Genomic DNA, 18,487 nt, shown 5'->3' with positions numbered 1-18,487 from the left:
CCTTTGCAGCGCCAAGCGCGGCCCTTTGCCCCTGCTTTACGGTAGTTTGAGGGCGATAACTGACGCTAGCGGCGGGACATGACAGAAAAATTTAGGAGGGTTCAAGATCCCCAGGCTTTCTTTCGGCCTGATCGGTCATTCCGCCGCAGGCTTGGCACGCATGCCGGCCGGTTGAGCGCGATCGACAAAGACGGATGCGAGGAAGATGCCGAAGCCGGCAACGCCGAGAACGGCGCCGACGAGGCCTGTGGAGGTCCAGCCATAGCCTGCAGCGATCGAGGCACCGCCGAGCCAGGCGCCAAGCGCGTTGGCGAGATTGAAGGCGGAATGGCTAAGGGCGGCGGCAAGCGTCTGTGCCTCGCCGGCGACATCCATCAGCCGGGTCTGCACGCCCGGCACGACGGCGAAACCGCCGCCGATGAAGAGCACGTTGACGATCGCGATCCACGGATTGCCCATGGTGAAATAGAAAAGCACATAGGCGAAGATGTTGAAGACGATGGCGATGCCGATTGCCGGCAGCAGCGCCCAATCGGCCAGTCGCGCGCCGACGATGTTGCCGAGGATCATGCCGGCGCCGAAGACCGAGAGCATGACCGGCACATTGGCAAGAGAAACACCTGCGACCTCGGTCAGCGCCGGCGTGATGTAGCTGAAGACTGCGAACATGCCGCCGCAGCCGATGGCGCAGATGCCAAGCATCAGCCAGACCTGCAGCTTGCCAAGCGCGCCGAGCTCGCGAAGCGGCGTTGCCTTCGGATTGCCCTTGTCGCGCGGCACGTGGACGAAGGTCAGCGCCACGGTCAAAAGGCTGATGGCGCCGACGATGGCGAAAGCGGACCGCCAGCCGAGCGCCTGGCCGAACCACGCGACAAGCGGCGTGCCGAAGAGGGTTGCGATCGTCAGCCCCATCATCACCCGGCCGACTGCGCGCGCCCGCTGGTTCGGCGCCGCGAGGCCGGCGGCCACCAAGGCGGCCACACCGAAATACGCACCATGCGGCAGGCCGGCGAAGAAGCGCGCGGCGATCAGCGTGTAGAAATCCGGTGCGATCGCGCTTGCAAAATTGCCGACGGCGAAAACCAGCATCAGCGCGAGCAGCACGCGGAAGCGGGAGAAGCGGGCAGCAAGCACCGCGATCAGCGGCGCGCCGACGACGACGCCGAGAGCATAGGCGCTGATCACTGCCCCTGCCCGCGGCACCGAAACGGCGACATCCTCAGCGACCTGCGGCAAGAGACCCATGATCGCGAACTCGCCGGTGCCGATCCCGAAGCCGCCGACTGCAAGCGCCACTTCGGCAGCAGAAACACGGGCACGGCGCGGTTCGACGGCGGAAGAACAAGCTTCGTCACACATGAGCAATGGCCTGCGTCGTCCGGCCCGAGCGGACCGGAGAAGAATCTGGGGGATATGTCGGCGGATGTTGGATCGAACCAACAGGGATATGCTGCAATGCAATACAGTGTTTTGCCCTAGCAGGCAAAGGCTTTGCAGCTCTCGTCATACTTTTTCAAGGGCGCAATCCGCGCCCGTTAACCGTAAGCTCAGTTGACGTTTACGTCAAAGTTATATAATCCCGAATCTCAGCTTGAAGAGGTGTCTCAAAAGCATCATCTTCATCGGCATGAGAAGGTCAGGAGGGATTTTCTCAGGCCGCGAGCAGGCCAGCCTGTGGCGACCAGAGGGAGAGAGGTCATGGTGGAAGTCAGCGCACAACAAACGGGTACCAGCCCAGGCAAGATCTGGCTGAAATCCTATCCACCCGGCATAGCCGCCGAAATCGGCCCCCTGCCCTATAAATCGATCGGCGAATTTTTCGACCACGCCGTCGCCCGCTATTCGACCCGCCCAGCCTTCACCTGCATGGGCAAGACGCTGAGTTTTGCGGACCTCAATGCCGAATCCGCCAAGATCGGTGCCTGGCTGCAATCTCTCGGCCTCGTCAAGGGCGACCGTGTCGCCGTGATGATGCCGAACATCCTGCAGAACCCCGTCATCGTCTACGGCATTCTTAGAGCCGGCTTTACCGTCGTAAACGTCAACCCGCTCTATACGCCGCGCGAGTTGCAGCACCAGCTCGTCGATTCCGGCGCCAAGGCGATCTTCGTTCTGGAAAACTTCGCGCATACGGTGCAGCAGGTGGCCGACAAGACCTCGGTCAAGCACGTCGTCGTCGCAACGATGGGCGACATGCTGGGCCTCAAGGGCGCGATCGTCAATCTCGTGGTCCGTCGCGTCAAGAAGCTGGTTCCCGCCTGGTCGATCCCCGGTCACCTCTCCTTCAAAAACGTGCTCGCCAAGGGCGGCCGAGCCAAGTTGACGAAGCCGAACGTTGTTCCCAGCGACGTCGCCTTCCTGCAGTATACTGGCGGCACCACGGGTGTTTCGAAGGGCGCAACACTCACCCATTCGAACCTGCTCTCCAACATGGCGCAGATGGAGATCTGGTTCCACACGGCGTTCCGCTCACGCGCCCGCCCGGAAAATCTCGTCTTCATGTGCGCGCTGCCGCTCTACCACATCTTCGCGCTGACGGTGAATTCGCTGATGGGCCTTGCCACCGGCGGCAACAACATCCTGATCCCGAACCCGCGCGACATTCCGGGCTTCGTCAAGGAGCTCGGCAAGCACAAGACCAATATCTTCCCGGGCCTCAACACGCTGTTCAACGCGCTGATGAACAATGCGGAGTTCCAGAAGCTCGATTTCTCGTCGCTGATGCTGACCTTCGGTGGCGGCATGGCGATCCAGCGTCCGGTCGCCGAACGCTGGAAGCAGATGACCGGTTGCTCGATTGCCGAAGGCTACGGCCTGTCGGAGACTTCGCCGGTAGCAACGGCCAACATCCTCGACGCGACCGAGTTCACCGGCACGATCGGCATGCCGATCCCTTCGACCGAAGTCGAGATCCGCGACGACCTGGGCAACACGCTGCCGATTGGCGAAGTCGGCGAGATCTGCATTCGCGGCCCGCAGGTGATGGCCGGCTACTGGCAGCGGCCGGATGAAACAGCCAAGGCGATCTCGCCGGACGGTTTCTTCCGCTCGGGCGATATCGGCTTCATGAACACGGACGGCCTAGTCAAGATCGTCGACCGCAAGAAGGACATGATCCTCGTTTCCGGCTTCAACGTCTTCCCGAACGAGATCGAGGAAGTAGCGATGACCCATCCGGGCATTCTCGAATGCGCCGCGATCGGCGTTCCCGACGAGCATTCCGGCGAGGCCGTCAAGCTCTTCGTGGTCAAGAAGGATCCGGCGCTGACGGAGGACGACGTGAAGCGCCACTGCGCCGCCAACCTCACCAACTACAAGCGCCCGCGTTACGTCGAATTCCGCACCGAGCTGCCGAAAACCAATGTCGGCAAGATCCTGCGTAAAGACCTGCGCGGCTGAATTAGTCCAAAATTCAAACGATTTAATAAATCCTGAAAACCGCCACTTCGGCGGTTTTGCGGGCTTGATTTGAGCGGCTTAAAGCGAATAGCTACGCAGGCGATTGTCCGACACCCCTGTCCGACACAAGGAGCCCTGCGATGAAAGCGCTTGTCGACCAACTCAAAGCAACCGCCTCTGAGACCAACGCAACCGATATCCGCGCTGCCTTCGCCAGCGACGCCGAACGCTTCCAGCGCTTCAGCACCACGCTCGGCGACCTGCTGCTCGACTATTCGAAATGCGCCGTCAATGACAGGGTGCTTGACGGCCTCGAAGCGCTAGCCAAGGCGGCCAAGGTCGAGGAGAAGCGGGACGCCATGTTCCGCGGCGACATCATCAACATCACCGAGGAGCGTGCCGTGCTGCACACGGCGCTGCGCAACCGCGGCAACCGCGCGATCCTCGTCGACGGCAAGGACGTGATGCCCGACGTCAACGGCGTGCTCGACGCCATGGGCGCCTTTGCCGACGGCATCCGCTCGGGCGCGCTGAAAGGCGCCACCGGCAAGAAGATCACCGATGTCATCAACATCGGCATCGGCGGCTCCGACCTTGGCCCGGTCATGGCGACGCTGGCTCTCGCGCCCTTCCATGACGGCCCGCGCCTTCACTTTGTCTCCAACATCGACGGCGCCCACATCGCCGACACGCTGAAGCTCGTCGATCCGGAAACCTCGCTCTTTATCATCGCCTCGAAGACCTTCACGACGATCGAGACGATGACCAATGCCGCGACCGCCCGCGCCTTCATCGCCGACAAGCTCGGCGAGGTCGCCGTCGGCCACCACTTCGCTGCCGTCTCGACGGCGCTCGACAAGGTCGCCGCCTTCGGCATCGACCAGGCCCGCGTCTTCGGTTTCTGGGATTGGGTCGGCGGCCGCTACTCGATCTGGTCCGCGATCGGCCTGCCGCTGATGATCGCCATCGGCAAGGAGAATTTCGGGCGCTTCCTCGATGGCGGCCATGCCATCGACGAGCATTTCCGCACCGCCCCGATCCGCAAGAACATTCCCGTCCTGCTCGGCCTTCTCGGCTTCTATAACCGCAACGTGCTCGGCTACCCGTCGCGCGCGATCCTGCCCTATGACCAGCGTCTGTCGCGCTTCCCTGCCTATCTGCAACAGCTCGACATGGAATCGAACGGCAAGGCGGTAACGCTCGACAGCACCCCTGTGGAGTATTCAACCGGCCCGGTCGTCTGGGGCGAACCCGGCACCAATGGCCAGCACGCCTTCTACCAGCTCATCCACCAGGGCACGGACATCATCCCGGCCGAGTTCATGATCGCGGCAAACGGCCATGAAAAGAACCTGCGCCACCAGCACGAACTGCTGATTGCCAATTGCCTGGCGCAATCCGAGGCGCTGATGAAGGGGCGTACCCTGGCTGAGGCCAAGGCGCAGCTCACCGCCAAGGGCATGGCCGACGTCAAGGCTGACAAGATCGCGCCGCACCGCGTCTTCACCGGCAACCGCCCGTCGCTGACGATCGTTTACGACCAGCTCGACCCGTTCGCGCTCGGCCGTCTGATCGCGCTCTACGAGCACCGCGTCTTTGTCGAAGGCGCGCTCTTCAACATCAACTCCTTCGACCAGTGGGGCGTCGAACTCGGCAAGGAGCTGGCAACCGGCCTGCTTCCTGTTGTCGAAGGTAAGGAAAGCGCTGCCGGCCACGATTCTTCAACCGCAGGTCTGGTCGCAGCGTTGCTGAAGGCCGCTCGCTGAGGAGCATCCCCAAGCGGTTCCATCCTGAACCGCATCGCGTCAAACGATAAGGCCCGAAGCGCAGATCGCGCCTCGGGCCTTATCATATAGCGCAGGCCGGCAGCACCGTGGCGCCCGCCGGTTTCAGCACCTGCATCAGATCGAGATTCTGATAGGACCGGAAGATAGTATTCAACAGCAGGAAAAGGCAGGGATTTTTGAGAAATCGAAGAGGCATGGCACGACACCAAAATCACAATTGACGAGAATTACTTATTGTTTTACGATAAAAACACAAGCCAAACGATAAGGGAATTTTTATGACGGAAACCGCCGAGAGGCTGCGCAAGCTCAGTCGCTTCATGAAGCTCATGGTGGTGTTGAGCGGCGCACTGTTTTGCTCGGCAGTCGTCTATGCGCATTGGCAGATTTTCTTTGACAGGCAGGGCTTCGAGCAGGGCATTCGCGACGTCGTCTTTCCCCGCGTGGAGGTAATCACCCTTTCCTACCGCGCCATCGCCACCGTCATTTTCCTGACCGCGATCAACAATGCGCTCGTCATCGCCGGCCTCGCCTTCGCGTGGCAGCTGTTCGACGGCTTCCAGCGCGGCGAGATTCTCACCAGCCGCAATGGCGTGCTGTTGCGGCGCGTGGGGCTGACGGCGCTTGCGGGAGCACTATGCATGACGATCAGCAATGGCATCGGCATCCTGGCTGTCACCTACGACAACCCGGGCACCACGGGACATGCGGTGGTCTTCGATATCAGTGGCGGCGCTATCATCGTGCTGCTGATGGCGGGGCTCGTCGTCGGTCTCGGCCACGTCCTGGTCATCGCGTCGGGGGTCGAGGCGGAGAACAGGAGCTTCGTCTAGCGGATGCCGATCGTCGTCAATCTCGATGTGATGCTGGCGAAGCGCAAGGTCCGCTCACGCGATCTCGCCGAGCAGGTGGGGATCACCGAGCAGAACATCTCGCTGTTGAAATCGGGAAAAGTGAAAGGCGTGCGCTTCGATACGCTGGAGAAGATCTGCGCCGTGCTGGAATGCCAGCCGGGCGATATCCTGGAATACCGCCCGGAACAGGAAGAGTAGGCCAGAGAAAATGACTCAGAGGCCGATTTCGTGCTTCCACGGCGGGTTCGCGCCGGCGCGCGAGACGGTGACCGCGGCGGCCTTGGCGGCGAGCGCCAGCGCGTTGCGAACGGCAGTTTCGCTGAGATCGGCGACATCGGCCTTGGTCAGGAGACCGCCGAGCTTGAGGGATGCCAGCACGCCGGCATCGAACGTGTCGCCGGCGCCGACAGTGTCGACCACCGTGACCTTCTCGCCCGCAACTTCGACCTTGTGGCGCGCCGTGTAGCCGACGGCGCCATCGGCGCCCTTGGTGATCAGCACCAGCTTCGGTCCGCGCTTCAGCCATTCGGCGGCAAGGTCGTCGTGGCTGCCTTCCATGCCGAACCAGGCAAGATCTTCGTCGGAGAACTTGATGATATCCGACATCGCCGCCATGCGGTTCATGCGGGCGAGATGTGCCTCGCGGTCCCGGATGAAGCCGGGCCGGATGTTCGGATCGAAGGAGATGACCCGCTTCTCGTGCTCGCGCGTCATCAAGGCTTCATAGGTCGAGCCGCAGGGCTCGGGGATCAGGCTGATCGCACCGAAATGCAGCGCCTCGCAGAAATCGCCAAGCGCCGGCAGGTGCTCTGACGTGATCATCCGGCCTGCCGTGTTTTCATCAAAGAAGGCGTAGCTTGCATGGCCATTGACGAGCTTAACGAAGGCAAGCGTCGTATGCAGCGAAAGCGTCGCGCACGGACCGAAATCGACATTCGCCGCCTTCAGCGTTTCGCGCAGGATATCGCCGAACATGTCGTCGGAGAGGCCCGTGAAGAAACCGGTCTGGATGCCAAGGCGCCCGAGCGCGATTGCCGTGTTGAAGATCGCTCCGCCGGCATAGGGCGCAAACGCGCTCTCGCCCGCGGCCGTGTCCCGCGGCAGCATGTCGATCAGCGCTTCTCCGCAACATACGATCATCGGCTCTTCCTCCTCGATGGACTTCAATCGATTTAAAAACGAAAACTCAGGAGTTGCGAGGCCCCGGCATAGCCGGGGCCTCTTCAATCGTTAGGCCAGGGCGCTCACGCCGCCGTTGCGGCCGGACCAGGCGAGCGGCGCGTTGAGGAAGGCTTCGACTTCGCTCAGCGTCTTCTCGTCGAACAGCGCCTGCTCGCGGGCAACCGCAAGGACGTTGCGCCAGGTCGCGATCCAGTGCAGATCGACGCCCTTGCCCTTCATCTCGCCGACCGCTTCCGGGAAGATGTCGTAGTAGAAGAGCGCAATGCCGTGGTCGACGATGCCGCCGGCCGCACGAATGGCGTCGATGAACTTGAACATCGAACCGCCGGCCGTCGTCAGGTCCTCGATAACGAGCACGCGTGCGCCTTCCGGCATGTGCCCTTCGATCTGGGCGTTGCGGCCGTGGCCCTTCGGCGCCTTGCGGACATAGATCATCGGCAGGCCCAGGCGCTCGGCGAGCATGGCCGCGAAGGGAATGCCGGCCGTTTCGCCGCCGGCAACCACGTCGAATTTCTCGAAACCGGCCTGACGCAGGATCGTGGCTGCGGCAAAATCCATCACAGCCGAACGGATGCGCGGGTAGGAAATCAGCTTGCGGCAGTCGATATAGACGGGGCTCGCCATGCCGGACGACAGCTTGTAGGGCTCATCGGCACGGAAGTGTACAGCCTTGATCTCCCAGAGCATCTTGGCGACCAGCTCAGCCATAACGGCCTTGTCGGTGAACGCGTTGGAAAACATCAAACTCTCCTTCAAAACTCTACAGCGCCGCGCGTCTGTTCAGACGCGCAAAGGTCGCTGTAACATTTTTAACTGCTGCATAATTTTGTCCTTGGATCCATCCGATCCAAGGAATTATGCAGTGATCAGACGACGGCCCAGTGCAGCGGGAACATCGGATCGAAAACGGTGACCAGACCGGCGCCGGTCTCGATCTTCTTGGGATAGGTGACCGCTTCAGCCTGCTTGCGCAGCGTGATCGTTTCCTCGTTGACCGGCAGACCGTACCAGGTGGGGCCGTTCAGCGAGGCGAAGGCTTCGAGCTTGTCGAGTGCACCCTCCTCCTCGAACACATGCGCCAGGCAGCTCATGGTGTTGATCGAGGTGTAGATGCCGGCGCAGCCGCAGGCGCATTCCTTCAGCGGATCGACATGGGGGGCGGAGTCGGTGCCGAGGAAGAAGCGCTTGTCGCCGGAGACGGCGGCCGCGCGCAGCGCCAGACGGTGGTTCTCACGCTTGGCGACCGGCAGGCAGTAGTAGTGCGGCTTGATCCCGCCGACCAGGATCGCATTGCGGTTGATGATCAGGTGATGGGTGGTGATCGAGCCGGCAAGGTTTGCCTTCGACGCCTTGATGTAATCGATGCCGTCCTTGGTGGTGACGTGTTCCATCGTCACCTTCAGTTCCGGCAGCCGCTTGCGCAACGGATCGAGCACGGTCTCGATGAACACGGCTTCGCGGTCGAAGATGTCGACATCCGAGCTCGTGACCTCGCCATGGACGCAGAGCGGCAGGCCGACCTTCGCCATGCGCTCCAGCACCGGCATCGCTTCATCGATGTTGCGCACGCCGCTGTGCGAATTGGTCGTCGCGCCCGCCGGGTAAAGCTTGACCGCCTTGACGAGGCCGCTCCTGTGGCCGGCCTCGACGTCGTCAGGATTGGTGCCTGCGGTGAGATAGAGCGTCATCAGCGGCTCGAACCGGTCGCCCGCGGGAAGCGCGGCGAGGATGCGCTCGCGATAGGCGCTGGCGTCGGCGGTCGTCACGACCGGCGGCACCAGGTTGGGCATGATGATCGCGCGGGCGAAATGGCGGCTGGTATCGGCGATAACGCCTTTCAGCATGTCGCCGTCGCGCAGGTGAAGGTGCCAATCATCCGGCCGGCGGATAACGAGGTCTTGCATGGTCAGCGTTCTCCTAGCTCAGAACGGAATGCAGGCGGAAACCGCTTACACTCATCCCGCTCTGCTCGCGCCCGATCCGCGCGCGCGGCTTTGCAGCCGGCAGGTGCGGGTGGCGGGCGGTTACTCATGTGGTGGAACCGCGTCTCGATAACACCAATGCGCCAGGAAACACAATCCGCAATCCGACCATCGATCAGAAATCCGCAAGCACGAGATCTGCGCGTCGCTGGTGCTCGACGACGCGATGCGCGTTGGGGATGTCGTTGCCGTGGGCTTTCCGCTTCGCCGCCTCCTCCTCGTAACCGTGATCGTACCAGCGTTTCAAAAGACGCCGCTCCAGCTCCTCGATCCCCGGGTTGATAAAGATGGAGAAATCGAAGGCACCCGCGAGCTTGTTCCAGGGGGCCTCGTCGAGAAGCAGATAGTTGCCCTCCACGAGAACCATGCGTGTTTCGGGCGCAACGATCCGGGCCGAGGCGATCGCCAATTCCCGCGACCGGTCGAAAACCGGAACAAGCACCTCGCCGTCATTGGCGCGGACCGCCTGAACCGTCGACAGGAACGCCCTAACGTCAAACGTTTCCGGCGCGCCCTTGCGAGGGAGCAGGCCCTTTTCTTCCAGGACGGCATTGTCCATGTGGAAGCCGTCCATTGGCAGCACCGCCGCCTTTTCGCCGCGGGCGACCAGGGCCTCGGCGAGCGCGTCCGACAGCGTCGACTTGCCGGCACCCGGAGGGCCGGCAATGGCGACGACGAAACGGGCAGCACCAGCCGCCCGTTTCAGGATTTCGTTGGCGATCGGCTCGACGTTCATGCCGCGAGCGCTTCGCGCGGCGGCTCCTTCGCCCCGGTCATGAAGGCGACAGCATCCGACATCGTGTGCTCCTTCGGATTGATGACGCATAGCCGTTTGCCGAGACGATGGACATGGATTCTGTCAGCCACCTCGAACACATGCGGCATGTTGTGCGAGATCAGCACGATCGGCAGACCGCGGGAACGCACGTCGAGGATCAGCTCCAGCACCCGCCGGCTTTCCTTGACACCAAGTGCTGCCGTCGGCTCGTCCATGATCACCACCTTGGAGCCGAAGGCTGCGGCGCGCGCCACGGCCACACCCTGGCGCTGGCCGCCCGAAAGCGTTTCCACCGCCTGGTTGATGTTCTGGATGGTCATCAGACCGAGCTCGGACAGCTTTGCCCGTGCCCGCTTCTCCATCTCCCCACGGTCGAGCGTGCGGAAGAGCTTGCCCATGATGCCCGGCTTGCGAATCTCGCGGCCGAGAAACATGTTGTCGGCGATCGACAGCGCCGGCGACAGCGCCAGGTTCTGGTAGACCGTCTCGATGCCGGCCGAGCGTGCATCCATCGGCGAGCGGAAGTGGACTGGCTGGCCCTCGAGCATGATCTCACCCTCATCGGGCGTGACGGCGCCCGATATCGCCTTGATCATCGAGGACTTGCCGGCACCGTTGTCGCCGATCACGGCGAGGATCTCGCCGGGATAGAGGTCGAAGTCGGCATAGTCGAGGGCGGTCACGCGACCGTAGCGCTTGACGAGGCCGCGGGCTGTGAGAATGGGTTCCTGTGTCATCAGGCAGCTACCTTTCTGATCCACTGGTCGATGGCGACGGCGGTGATGATCAGCACGCCGGTGAGGAAGACCTTCCATTGCGGGTCAGCGCCCAGCATGTTGAGGCCCATGGAGACGACGCCGACGATCATCGCGCCGATCAGGGTTCCAAGGATCGACCCACGTCCGCCGAAGAGCGAGATGCCGCCGATCACGGCTGCTGTGATGGCCTGCAGATTGTAGTCGGTGACGGCTGCCGACGGCGAGATCGAACCATTGCGGCCGATCGAGACCCAGGCGGCGAGTGCGGCGATCAGCCCGGCCAGTGTATAGGCGCTGAGCAGGACGCGGCTGGTGCGGATACCGGAGAGCTTGGCCGCTTCCGGATCGTCGCCGACAGCGTAAAGATGACGCCCCCAGGCCGTGTGATTGAGCGCATACCAGAGGCCGAAGACCAGCAAGACCATCATCACCACACCGAGCGTGAACACAGCGGAGCCCACCTTGAAGCTGACACCGAAGACGTGGAGCATCTGGGTGACGGCCGTCACATCGGCCTCGCGGATCGTCGCATTGGCCGAATAGATGAAGTTCGTCGACATGATCACGTACCAGGTGCCGAGCGTGACGATGAACGGCGGAAGCTTGACCCTGGAGACGAGGAAGCCGTTGAGAAAGCCGCAGGCGCCGCCGACGACGAAGCCGAGGAAGATCGCGATCGGTGCCGGAAGCCCATAGGTCACGGCGCAGTTGCCCATGATGACCGCCGAAAGCACCATGATCACCCCGATCGAAAGATCGATACCGGCGGTCAGGATCACCAGGGTCTGCGCGGCGCCGAGGATACCGACGATGGCGATCTGCTGGAGGATGAGGGTCAGCGTGTAGGACGAGAAGAACTTCCCGCCGATGGCAATGCCGAAGATCAGAATTGCTGCGACAAGCACGATGAACGGCACGGCCGCCGGCGTCGAATGCAGGAAATGCTGGATCTTCTGGATCGCGGTCTTGTCATGCGTATCGAACGACGCGACCTGCGTCGAACTGTTGACCAGGACTTTTTCGAATTCCTGGGATGGTTGTGCGGCTGTGTTGGGCTCGCCCATGGACCTTCCTCCCGTGAACCCCGCTCCCAAGGGGTTGCGATGCAGTCGTGCACAGCCCGCCCACAAAGACGCGGGCATAAGCACTCTTAAGAAGCTGCGCGGTTTTCATCGCCGTGTCAAAGACATCGGCGCTTACGCGAAGGGCGGCCGGGGCCGCCCTTCCGTTAATGGCTCATGCGTTCGAAGAGCAAAGGCGATCAGCCCCAGCACTTCTCCGTGCCGACCTTGGTGTCGATCGACTCGACGCCGGCAGCCGGCTTGTCGGTGACGAGCGAAACGCCGGTGTCGAAGAAGTCCTTGCCTTCCGTCGGCTTCGGCTTTTCACCGGTATCGGCGAACTTCTTGATCGCCTCGATGCCGAGGGCCGCCATCATCAGCGGATATTGCTGCGAGGTGGCGCCGATGACACCTTCAGCGACCGACTTGACGCCCGGGCAACCGCCGTCGACCGAGACGATCAGCACGTCCTTCTCCTTGCCGACGGCCTTCAGCGCCTGATAGGCGCCAACGGCGGCCGGCTCGTTGATGGTGTGGATCACGTTGATGTCGGGATCCTTCTGCAGAAGGTTTTCCATCGCCTTGCGGCCACCTTCTTCGTTGCCGTTGGTGACGTCGTGGCCGACGATGCGCGGATCATCTTCGTCGCCGATCTTGTTCGGATCCTTCGTGTCGATGCCGAAGCCCATCATGAAGCCCTGGTCGCGCAGGACGTCGACCGTCGGCTGCGACGGAAGTAGATCGAGGAAGCCGATCTTGGCGGTCTTGGCACCCTCGCCCATGGTGGCGACGGCCCATTGGCCGATCAGCTTGCCGGCGAGCAGGTTGTCGGTTGCAAACGTCGCGTCGGCAGCGGTCGGCGGATCGAGCGGTGTATCGAGCGCGATCACGAGCAGACCAGCGTCCTGCGCCTTCTTCACCTGATCGACGATCGCCTTGGTGTCGGAGGCGGCGATCAGGATGCCCTTGGCGCCATCGGCGATGCAGGATTCGATTGCAGCCACCTGGCTGTCGTGGTCGCCGTCGATCTTGCCGGCATAGGCCTTCAGCGTCACGCCGAGTTCCTGCGCCTTGGCGGTAGCACCCTCCTTCATCTTGACGAAGAAGGGGTTGGTGTCGGTCTTGGTAATGAGGCAGGCGCCGACATCAGCAGCCTGTGCCGGCGCGGCGAAAACGACGCCAAGGGACAGCGCGCCGAAAGCAGCGGAAAGAACAGTCTTCTTCATGAAATCCTCCCAAGGATTGAAAATCGGGTCGGCGGACCGCCCCCAGGCCACGCGACAGCAACATTTTCCTCCGTTGCAATCGACGCTTCCGAGACAAAAACAAACATTAAAATTCCGGGGTGTCAATAAATAAATCAAATTGAATTATTATTTCGATGTGGCATTCTTGGGATGACGACGCTCCGTCCGAGAAGCGGAGCGTCAGACAAATTGACAGAGTCACAGCAAGCGGAAACAACAGACCTGCGCCAAGCGGGCACCAGAGCGGAATGAGGAAAAGTGCATGCGGTTTTCCGCCTGATCCCGCTCCAGCTTTTGAGAAGCGATCACGTCTATGGTTTTGGGTCGATCCGACCCTGAACCATCGTGATCTAATGCCAACGGGAGGAGACGGTGGCATGTCACTGACAGACGGTCCTGATCGGGGACCGATGCAACCTGAGGTCATTGACCCTAGCGGCGGGGCCAACCAGACGCGCGTGCGCGCCTATAACGAGCGCCTGGTCATGTCGCTGGTCAGGCGTCACGGCGGCCTCTCCAAAGCCGATATCGCCCGGCGTTCCGGCCTTTCGGCGCAGACCGTATCGGTGATCATGCGGGCGCTGGAAAGCGACGGCCTGCTGGTCAAGGGCGATCCCGTTCGCGGCAAGGTTGGACAACCATCGACACCGATGCGGCTCAATCCGGACGCGGTCTTTTCCTTCGGCGTGAAAATCGGCCGGCGCAGCGCCGATCTCGTGCTGATGGATTTCGTCGGCACCATCCGGCTGCATCTGCATCATGTGCATGCCTATCCGCTGCCCGGCGATCTCGTCGATTTCATCATTTCCGGCATGGCGAAGCTCGAACAGCAACTCAACCCCGATCAGCGCAAGCGGATCGCCGGCATCGGCATCGCCACGCCCTTCGAACTGTGGAACTGGGCGGAGGAAGTGGGCGCGCCGCGGGAAGAAATGAACAAGTGGCGCGACATCGATCTGCAGGCGGCAATCTCGGCCCGCACCACCTATCCGGTCTTCCTGCAGAACGACGGCACCAGCGCCTGCGGCGCCGAGCTCGCCTTCGGCGTCGGCGCCATCTACCCGGACTTCGTCTATTTCTATATCGGCTCGTTCATCGGCGGCGGCGTCGTCCTGAACTCGGCGCTCTTCTCCGGGCGTACCGGAACGGCTGGCGCCATCGGCCCCCTGCCGGTCTCGGGCAAGGACGGCAGGACCATCCAGCTCCTCAAGATCGCCTCGGTCTTCGTGCTCGAAAATCTGCTGCGCGAACGCGGCATCGACCCGCGGCCGCTTTGGTACTCGGCTGACGACTGGATCGACTTCGGCGAACCGCTCGACATCTGGATCGACGACTGTGGCGCGGCGCTTGCCCAGGCTGTCGTGTCGGCCGTCTCGATCGTCGACTTCTCGGCCGTTGTCATCGACGGCGGCTTCCCACCCTGGGTCCGGGCCCGGTTGCTCGCCGCCACCCGCAGGGCGCTCTACGAGCTCGACCTCCAGGGCGTTACCATCCCTGAACTGGTGGAAGGCCTGGTTGGTAGCCACGCGCGCGCCATCGGCGGCGCCAGCCTGCCGCTCTTCTCCCGCTATCTGCTCGACACCAATGTCCTCTTCAAGGAGCTCGGCTGATGCTGAAAGGACTAAACCCGATCCTCAGTCCCGAGTTGCTCGCAACGCTCCGGGCGATGGGGCACGGCGATGAAATCGCGCTGGTCGACGGCAACTATCCGGGCCAGGAACATGCACGCCGTCTCGTCCGGCTCGACGGGCACCCGCTGATCCCGGTGCTCGACGCCATCCTCAGCGTTTTGCCAATCGACGATTTCGTGCCCGAAGCGATCTTCCGCGCCACCGTCAAACAGGACAGGGAGGCGCTGGACCCGGTGCATCAGGAGATCGTCGCGTGCTGCGCCCGGCACGAGCCCGGCCGCCGTGTCGTGCCCTTGCTCGGAGCGGATTTTTACCCGCGCGTAAGAGCCGCCCACACGGTCGTCCAGACGAGCGAGCCCAGGCTCTACGGCAACGTCATTCTGCGCAAGGGCGTGATTTATCCCTGAAATGCAAGAAGCCCGCCGAACGAGCGACGGGCTTGATGTTACTGCGGTAAACCAGAGTATGCCTTGTGCGTTGATCCCAACGCGCGGCATGTTCGGTCTCAGGCGCCGCGCTTGTCGACCGACAGAGCGCCGGGGCCGAAGACGGCGAGCACGAGGAAACCACCGGCGATCGCGATATTCTTCATCATCATCAGGCCGTTGAAGACGGTCAGCAGGCCGTTGGCTTCCGGCGGGAAGTTCGGGATGTTGATCGCTCCGCTGTGGAAGGCGAAAGCGGTGATAAGGCTGAACGCCGCAAGCAGATAGGCGGCAATCTTCGTCTGGAAGCCGACGAGAACGGCAAGACCGGCGACGAGTTCGAAGAGGCCGGCAAGGTAAGCGAGTGCGGTCGGTGCCGGCCAGCCAGCGCCGGTGATCATCTGGGCCGTGCCCGACGGATCCATCAGCTTGCTGAAACCGGACATGATGAACATGATAGAGAGGAGGACGCGTCCGATGAGGACGACAACATTCTGAGGCATGCGAGGCTCCTGTGAGAAACGGTTGTTGGCAACAGAAGTATCAGCATTTTGAAATTCATCTAGCCGCTCCGAGAGCGACAGATCGTTCAAGAAAATGAAACGACCAGCCGGCATCGTCAACCTCCGAGCTTGGCGCTTTCTGACTTATCCGCAGACAAACACGGAACTACATCGTCGGCACATCGTTCTTTTCTATTGCAAGGACGAGGCGGCTGGGCGAAGAATTTCGGCGCGGCAGGGGACGCCGCGCGGGGGCATGTCATGAACGAAATCAACAGGAGCCCGACTTTCTGGCGCTCGTTTCCGATCTTTGAAGAATTCGACAAGAATGCCATTGCCGAGCTTGCCGGCATCGCGACCTACAGGAAGTGGCCGGCCGGCACCGTAATCTTCCAGCGTGGCGACGAAGGCAATTACATGATTGTCGTCATTTCCGGGCGCATCAAGCTGTCGCTGATCACGCCGCAAGGCCGGGAACTAATGCTGCGCCAGCACGAAGCCGGCGCGATCTTCGGCGAGATGGCGGTGCTCGATGGCCAGACGCGGTCGGCCGACGCAACGGCGATGACAGCGTCGGAAGGGTATGTCATCGGCAAGAAGTCGTTCCTCGATATCGTCACCAACCGGCCGGAAGCGGCCGAGGCCGTCATCCGCTTCCTCTGCGCCCAACTGCGCGACACGACCGAGCGACTCGAGACCATCGCGCTCTATGATCTCAATGCCCGCGTCGCGCGCTTCTTCCTCGCCACGCTCCGCCAGATCCACGGCAACGAGCTGCCGGAAAGCGCCAATCTAAGGCTGACCATGAGCCAGACGGACATCGCCGGTGTGCTCGGCGCCAGCCGGCCGAAGGTCAACCGCGCCATCCAGTGGCTGGAGGAAAGCGGCGCGATCAGAAGAAACGAGGGCATCATCGCCTGCAAGGTCGGCCGCCTGCAAAGCATCGCCGATCCGGAGGAGGACTAGCGCGCATGGCCGCTGAGCCGCGCCGGCAATTGCGTTTCACTCCGCTTGCCGGCGGGTTCCTGACGAGCTTGCTGGTTGCCGTCGCCCTCTATCTCTTCGCCGAGCCGGTATTAGAAACGCAGCGCGAGCTGTTCTTCGACAGCCTGACACAGTGGATTCCCGCGCCGCAGTCGCCTGACATCATTGTGGTCGACATCGACCGCCAGGCCCATCAATCGCGCCCGTCAGGCGAATGGGACAGGACGGCAACCGCCGATCTTCTGTCGCGGCTTGCGACGGCCGGCGCCGAGGCCGTGGCGGTCGACTTCGTCTTCAGCGCCGATTGCAACACGACCGGCGACGGCAATGCGGCCCTCGCCTCCGCGCTTGGACGTGTCCCCGTCGTGCTCGGCTTTCTGATTGCCGATACGATCCAGGAGCGGCCGCGTCCGGTACCGCCGCTGGCACTGAGCCGCCCCTTCGCCCCGCCCGAACTCTGGTTCCTCGACGGCGCCGAAACCTCCTGTGCCGCGTTCATGGACCGGGCGAAGGCGGCCGCCGCTTCGTTTCTCGTTGGCGACGAGGACGCGCGGATCCGGCGGGTACAGGCCTATGCCATCCTCGGCAACGACGCCTATCCGACGCTGGCGATCGAGGCGACACGGCTGATGCGCGGCGCCGGCACGCCGATCCTCGGCGGCGCACCCGCCTGGTTGCGCATCGACGGACGGGTGATGGCGCTCGATGAAACCGGCAGCCTGCGCTTCGTCGCCAGTGCTGCGGACCGGCTCGCCGCCCGCACCGTTTCCGCCGCCGATGTGTTGTCCGGCAAGGCGGCGGCGGATCGCTTTGCAGGCAAACTCGTGCTCATCGGCAGCAGCCTGCCGAGCCTCGGGGGCTTACGGCCCAGCGCCTCGATGCCGCTCGAACCCTCGGTGCAGATCCACGCGGATATCGCCAACGCGGTCCTGACCGGCTTCATACCGAAGCGTGACAGCCGGCTTCCGCTCGCCGAGGCCGCCATGGCCCTCGTCGCCGGATGTGGTATCGCCTTCGCGGCCGCGCGCCTTCGGCCAATGATATCCGCGGCCCTTGGCCTTATCGCCGTCGGCGCCGTCGTCGCGGCAGCAGCGATCATCTATGACACCAGTGGCTGGCTTATCGATGCGATCAGCATTTCGGTCGCGCTCGCCCTCGTTCTGGCGGTGACGAGCATCCTGCAATTTGCTCGGGTGCGGCGATCCGAAGCGGCGGCACGGCAGAAATTTTCGCAATACCTGCCGCAATCGGTCGTCGCCCGCTATATCGACAATCCCGGGCTTACACGCGTGGCCGGCGAGGAACGCCAGGTGACGGCGCTCTTCACCGACATCGAGAGCTTTTCCTCCCTGTCGCAGAGACTGAAGCCGCGGGACCTCATTGCCTTGCTCGACATCTACTTTTCGGAGGTCAACGCGCTGGTGGCCGAGCACGGCGGCATGGTCGATAAGGTGGTGGGCGATGCCGTGCACGCCTTTTTCAACGCGCCCGAGGACCTGCCGGAACACGTCGACAGGGCGATCGCGTGTGCCAGAGCGATCCATGCATTGACGGAAGAGATGCGGGGACGCCCGCAGTTTGCCGCCAACAGCTTCGGCAGGACCCGGATCGGCGTCGAGACCGGACCGGCGGTGGTCGGCGAAGTCGGCGCCGGCGGCAAGCTCGACTACACCGCCCATGGCGACGCGATCAATCTGGCGGCGCGGCTTCAGGAGGCGAACAAGTTCCTAGGCACATCGATCTGCGTCGGGCCTGCTGCAGCGGCGGAAAGCAAGCAGCCGCTTCGCCCGCTCGGCAGCCACGAAATTCGCGGCTTCTCGACGATGGAGCTTTTCACGGTTTCGGAGTAAAGCGCCGCAAAGCCTGGGACACAATGCGCGGAGCGCGCTTTTCGTC

General features: G+C 62.6%; 17 protein-coding genes. 8 read left to right on the top strand and 9 right to left on the bottom strand.

Annotated features, from left to right (window positions below; translation table 11 throughout):
- Window positions 1–135: 135 nt before the first annotated feature.
- Window positions 136–1,359, bottom strand: coding sequence for an MFS transporter (locus tag ASE60_RS02160; protein WP_057248080.1), 1,224 nt, complete (start codon window positions 1,357–1,359; stop codon window positions 136–138).
- A 339-nt stretch (window positions 1,360–1,698) separates the two neighbouring features.
- Between ASE60_RS02160 and ASE60_RS02155 the strand changes: the two genes are divergently transcribed.
- From ASE60_RS02155 to ASE60_RS02140, 4 genes are all read left to right on the top strand, one after another.
- On the top strand, window positions 1,699–3,399 hold the full coding sequence (locus ASE60_RS02155) for a long-chain fatty acid--CoA ligase (protein ID WP_057248079.1): 1,701 nt from the start codon (window positions 1,699–1,701) through the stop codon (window positions 3,397–3,399).
- Between the two features lie 140 nt (window positions 3,400–3,539).
- Complete coding sequence (gene pgi, locus ASE60_RS02150; RefSeq protein WP_057248078.1) at window positions 3,540–5,165, top strand: glucose-6-phosphate isomerase; 1,626 nt, start codon at window positions 3,540–3,542, stop codon at window positions 5,163–5,165.
- A gap of 299 nt (window positions 5,166–5,464) precedes the next feature.
- Window positions 5,465–6,019 (top strand): DUF2975 domain-containing protein, encoded by a 555-nt coding sequence (locus tag ASE60_RS02145; RefSeq protein WP_057248077.1) that lies wholly within the window; start codon window positions 5,465–5,467, stop codon window positions 6,017–6,019.
- Window positions 6,020–6,022: 3 nt separating this feature from the next.
- Complete coding sequence (locus tag ASE60_RS02140; protein ID WP_057248076.1) at window positions 6,023–6,238, top strand: helix-turn-helix transcriptional regulator; 216 nt, start codon at window positions 6,023–6,025, stop codon at window positions 6,236–6,238.
- Between the two features lie 15 nt (window positions 6,239–6,253).
- Here the strand turns inward: ASE60_RS02140 and ASE60_RS02135 are convergent, their stop codons facing one another.
- The 7 genes from ASE60_RS02135 to ASE60_RS02105 all read right to left on the bottom strand — a co-directional run bounded on the left by ASE60_RS02135 (window position 6,254) and on the right by ASE60_RS02105 (window position 13,027).
- Window positions 6,254–7,180: a carbohydrate kinase gene (locus tag ASE60_RS02135; protein ID WP_057248075.1), complete on the bottom strand. Its 927-nt coding sequence runs from the start codon at window positions 7,178–7,180 to the stop codon at window positions 6,254–6,256.
- 90 nt (window positions 7,181–7,270) lie between these two features.
- Complete coding sequence (locus ASE60_RS02130; protein WP_057248074.1) at window positions 7,271–7,963, bottom strand: orotate phosphoribosyltransferase; 693 nt, start codon at window positions 7,961–7,963, stop codon at window positions 7,271–7,273.
- A 125-nt stretch (window positions 7,964–8,088) separates the two neighbouring features.
- Entirely contained in the window at window positions 8,089–9,126 is a 1,038-nt protein-coding gene (pyrC, locus tag ASE60_RS02125) for a dihydroorotase (protein ID WP_057248073.1), read from the bottom strand.
- Between the two features lie 193 nt (window positions 9,127–9,319).
- A complete protein-coding gene (locus ASE60_RS02120) occupies window positions 9,320–9,940 on the bottom strand; it encodes a nucleoside triphosphate hydrolase (RefSeq protein WP_057248072.1) in 621 nt (206 codons plus the stop codon).
- Entirely contained in the window at window positions 9,937–10,719 is a 783-nt protein-coding gene (locus ASE60_RS02115) for an ATP-binding cassette domain-containing protein (RefSeq protein WP_057248071.1), read from the bottom strand. The genes ASE60_RS02120 and ASE60_RS02115 overlap by 4 nt, the downstream gene beginning before the upstream one ends.
- Entirely contained in the window at window positions 10,719–11,804 is a 1,086-nt protein-coding gene (locus tag ASE60_RS02110; protein ID WP_057248070.1) for an ABC transporter permease, read from the bottom strand. Before ASE60_RS02110 ends, ASE60_RS02115 begins: the two co-directional genes overlap by 1 nt.
- 197 nt (window positions 11,805–12,001) lie before the next feature.
- Complete coding sequence (locus ASE60_RS02105; protein ID WP_057248256.1) at window positions 12,002–13,027, bottom strand: sugar ABC transporter substrate-binding protein; 1,026 nt, start codon at window positions 13,025–13,027, stop codon at window positions 12,002–12,004.
- Window positions 13,028–13,425: 398 nt separating this feature from the next.
- On the opposite strand from ASE60_RS02105, the gene ASE60_RS02100 reads away from it, so the two are divergent.
- Together ASE60_RS02100 and ASE60_RS02095 are read left to right on the top strand one after the other, a co-directional pair.
- Window positions 13,426–14,658 carry an ROK family transcriptional regulator gene (locus ASE60_RS02100; protein ID WP_057248069.1) on the top strand — a complete coding sequence of 411 codons (1,233 nt, stop codon included), beginning with the start codon at window positions 13,426–13,428 and terminating at the stop codon, window positions 14,656–14,658.
- Window positions 14,658–15,086, top strand: coding sequence for an RbsD/FucU family protein (locus ASE60_RS02095; RefSeq protein ID WP_057248068.1), 429 nt, complete (start codon window positions 14,658–14,660; stop codon window positions 15,084–15,086). The genes ASE60_RS02100 and ASE60_RS02095 overlap by 1 nt, the downstream gene beginning before the upstream one ends.
- 98 nt (window positions 15,087–15,184) lie before the next feature.
- Here the strand turns inward: ASE60_RS02095 and ASE60_RS02090 are convergent, their stop codons facing one another.
- Complete coding sequence (locus ASE60_RS02090; RefSeq protein WP_057248255.1) at window positions 15,185–15,607, bottom strand: DoxX family protein; 423 nt, start codon at window positions 15,605–15,607, stop codon at window positions 15,185–15,187.
- Between the two features lie 261 nt (window positions 15,608–15,868).
- On the opposite strand from ASE60_RS02090, the gene ASE60_RS02085 reads away from it, so the two are divergent.
- On the top strand, window positions 15,869–16,573 hold the full coding sequence (locus ASE60_RS02085; RefSeq protein ID WP_057248067.1) for a Crp/Fnr family transcriptional regulator: 705 nt from the start codon (window positions 15,869–15,871) through the stop codon (window positions 16,571–16,573).
- A gap of 5 nt (window positions 16,574–16,578) precedes the next feature.
- Window positions 16,579–18,441, top strand: a complete 1,863-nt coding sequence (locus ASE60_RS02080) for a CHASE2 domain-containing protein (RefSeq protein WP_057248066.1) — start codon at window positions 16,579–16,581, stop codon at window positions 18,439–18,441.
- The last annotated feature ends 46 nt before the right edge of the window (window positions 18,442–18,487 follow it).

It is taken from the genome of Ensifer sp. Root278 (assembly GCF_001429285.1).
In the GTDB taxonomy this organism is placed as follows: Bacteria; Pseudomonadota; Alphaproteobacteria; order Rhizobiales; family Rhizobiaceae; genus Ensifer.
The sequence above is the reverse complement of the archived record's forward strand: the minus strand, read 5'-3'. Positions and strand labels throughout refer to the sequence as shown.

What these genes read in the sequence shown, in the direction of transcription:
- ASE60_RS02090 (WP_057248255.1), bottom strand. Translation starts at nt 15,607, where the DNA reads ATGCCTCAGAATGTTGTCGTCCTCATCGGACGCGTCCTCCTCTCTATC.
- ASE60_RS02140 (WP_057248076.1), top strand. Translation starts at nt 6,023, where the DNA reads ATGCCGATCGTCGTCAATCTCGATGTGATGCTGGCGAAGCGCAAGGTC.
- ASE60_RS02155 (WP_057248079.1), top strand. Translation starts at nt 1,699, where the DNA reads ATGGTGGAAGTCAGCGCACAACAAACGGGTACCAGCCCAGGCAAGATC.
- pgi (WP_057248078.1), top strand. Translation starts at nt 3,540, where the DNA reads ATGAAAGCGCTTGTCGACCAACTCAAAGCAACCGCCTCTGAGACCAAC.
- ASE60_RS02100 (WP_057248069.1), top strand. Translation starts at nt 13,426, where the DNA reads ATGTCACTGACAGACGGTCCTGATCGGGGACCGATGCAACCTGAGGTC.
- ASE60_RS02085 (WP_057248067.1), top strand. Translation starts at nt 15,869, where the DNA reads ATGAACGAAATCAACAGGAGCCCGACTTTCTGGCGCTCGTTTCCGATC.
- ASE60_RS02080 (WP_057248066.1), top strand. Translation starts at nt 16,579, where the DNA reads ATGGCCGCTGAGCCGCGCCGGCAATTGCGTTTCACTCCGCTTGCCGGC.
- ASE60_RS02110 (WP_057248070.1), bottom strand. Translation starts at nt 11,804, where the DNA reads ATGGGCGAGCCCAACACAGCCGCACAACCATCCCAGGAATTCGAAAAA.
- ASE60_RS02135 (WP_057248075.1), bottom strand. Translation starts at nt 7,180, where the DNA reads ATGATCGTATGTTGCGGAGAAGCGCTGATCGACATGCTGCCGCGGGAC.
- ASE60_RS02115 (WP_057248071.1), bottom strand. Translation starts at nt 10,719, where the DNA reads ATGACACAGGAACCCATTCTCACAGCCCGCGGCCTCGTCAAGCGCTAC.
- ASE60_RS02120 (WP_057248072.1), bottom strand. Translation starts at nt 9,940, where the DNA reads ATGAACGTCGAGCCGATCGCCAACGAAATCCTGAAACGGGCGGCTGGT.
- pyrC (WP_057248073.1), bottom strand. Translation starts at nt 9,126, where the DNA reads ATGCAAGACCTCGTTATCCGCCGGCCGGATGATTGGCACCTTCACCTG.
- ASE60_RS02105 (WP_057248256.1), bottom strand. Translation starts at nt 13,027, where the DNA reads ATGAAGAAGACTGTTCTTTCCGCTGCTTTCGGCGCGCTGTCCCTTGGC.
- ASE60_RS02145 (WP_057248077.1), top strand. Translation starts at nt 5,465, where the DNA reads ATGACGGAAACCGCCGAGAGGCTGCGCAAGCTCAGTCGCTTCATGAAG.
- ASE60_RS02095 (WP_057248068.1), top strand. Translation starts at nt 14,658, where the DNA reads ATGCTGAAAGGACTAAACCCGATCCTCAGTCCCGAGTTGCTCGCAACG.
- ASE60_RS02130 (WP_057248074.1), bottom strand. Translation starts at nt 7,963, where the DNA reads ATGTTTTCCAACGCGTTCACCGACAAGGCCGTTATGGCTGAGCTGGTC.
- ASE60_RS02160 (WP_057248080.1), bottom strand. Translation starts at nt 1,359, where the DNA reads ATGTGTGACGAAGCTTGTTCTTCCGCCGTCGAACCGCGCCGTGCCCGT.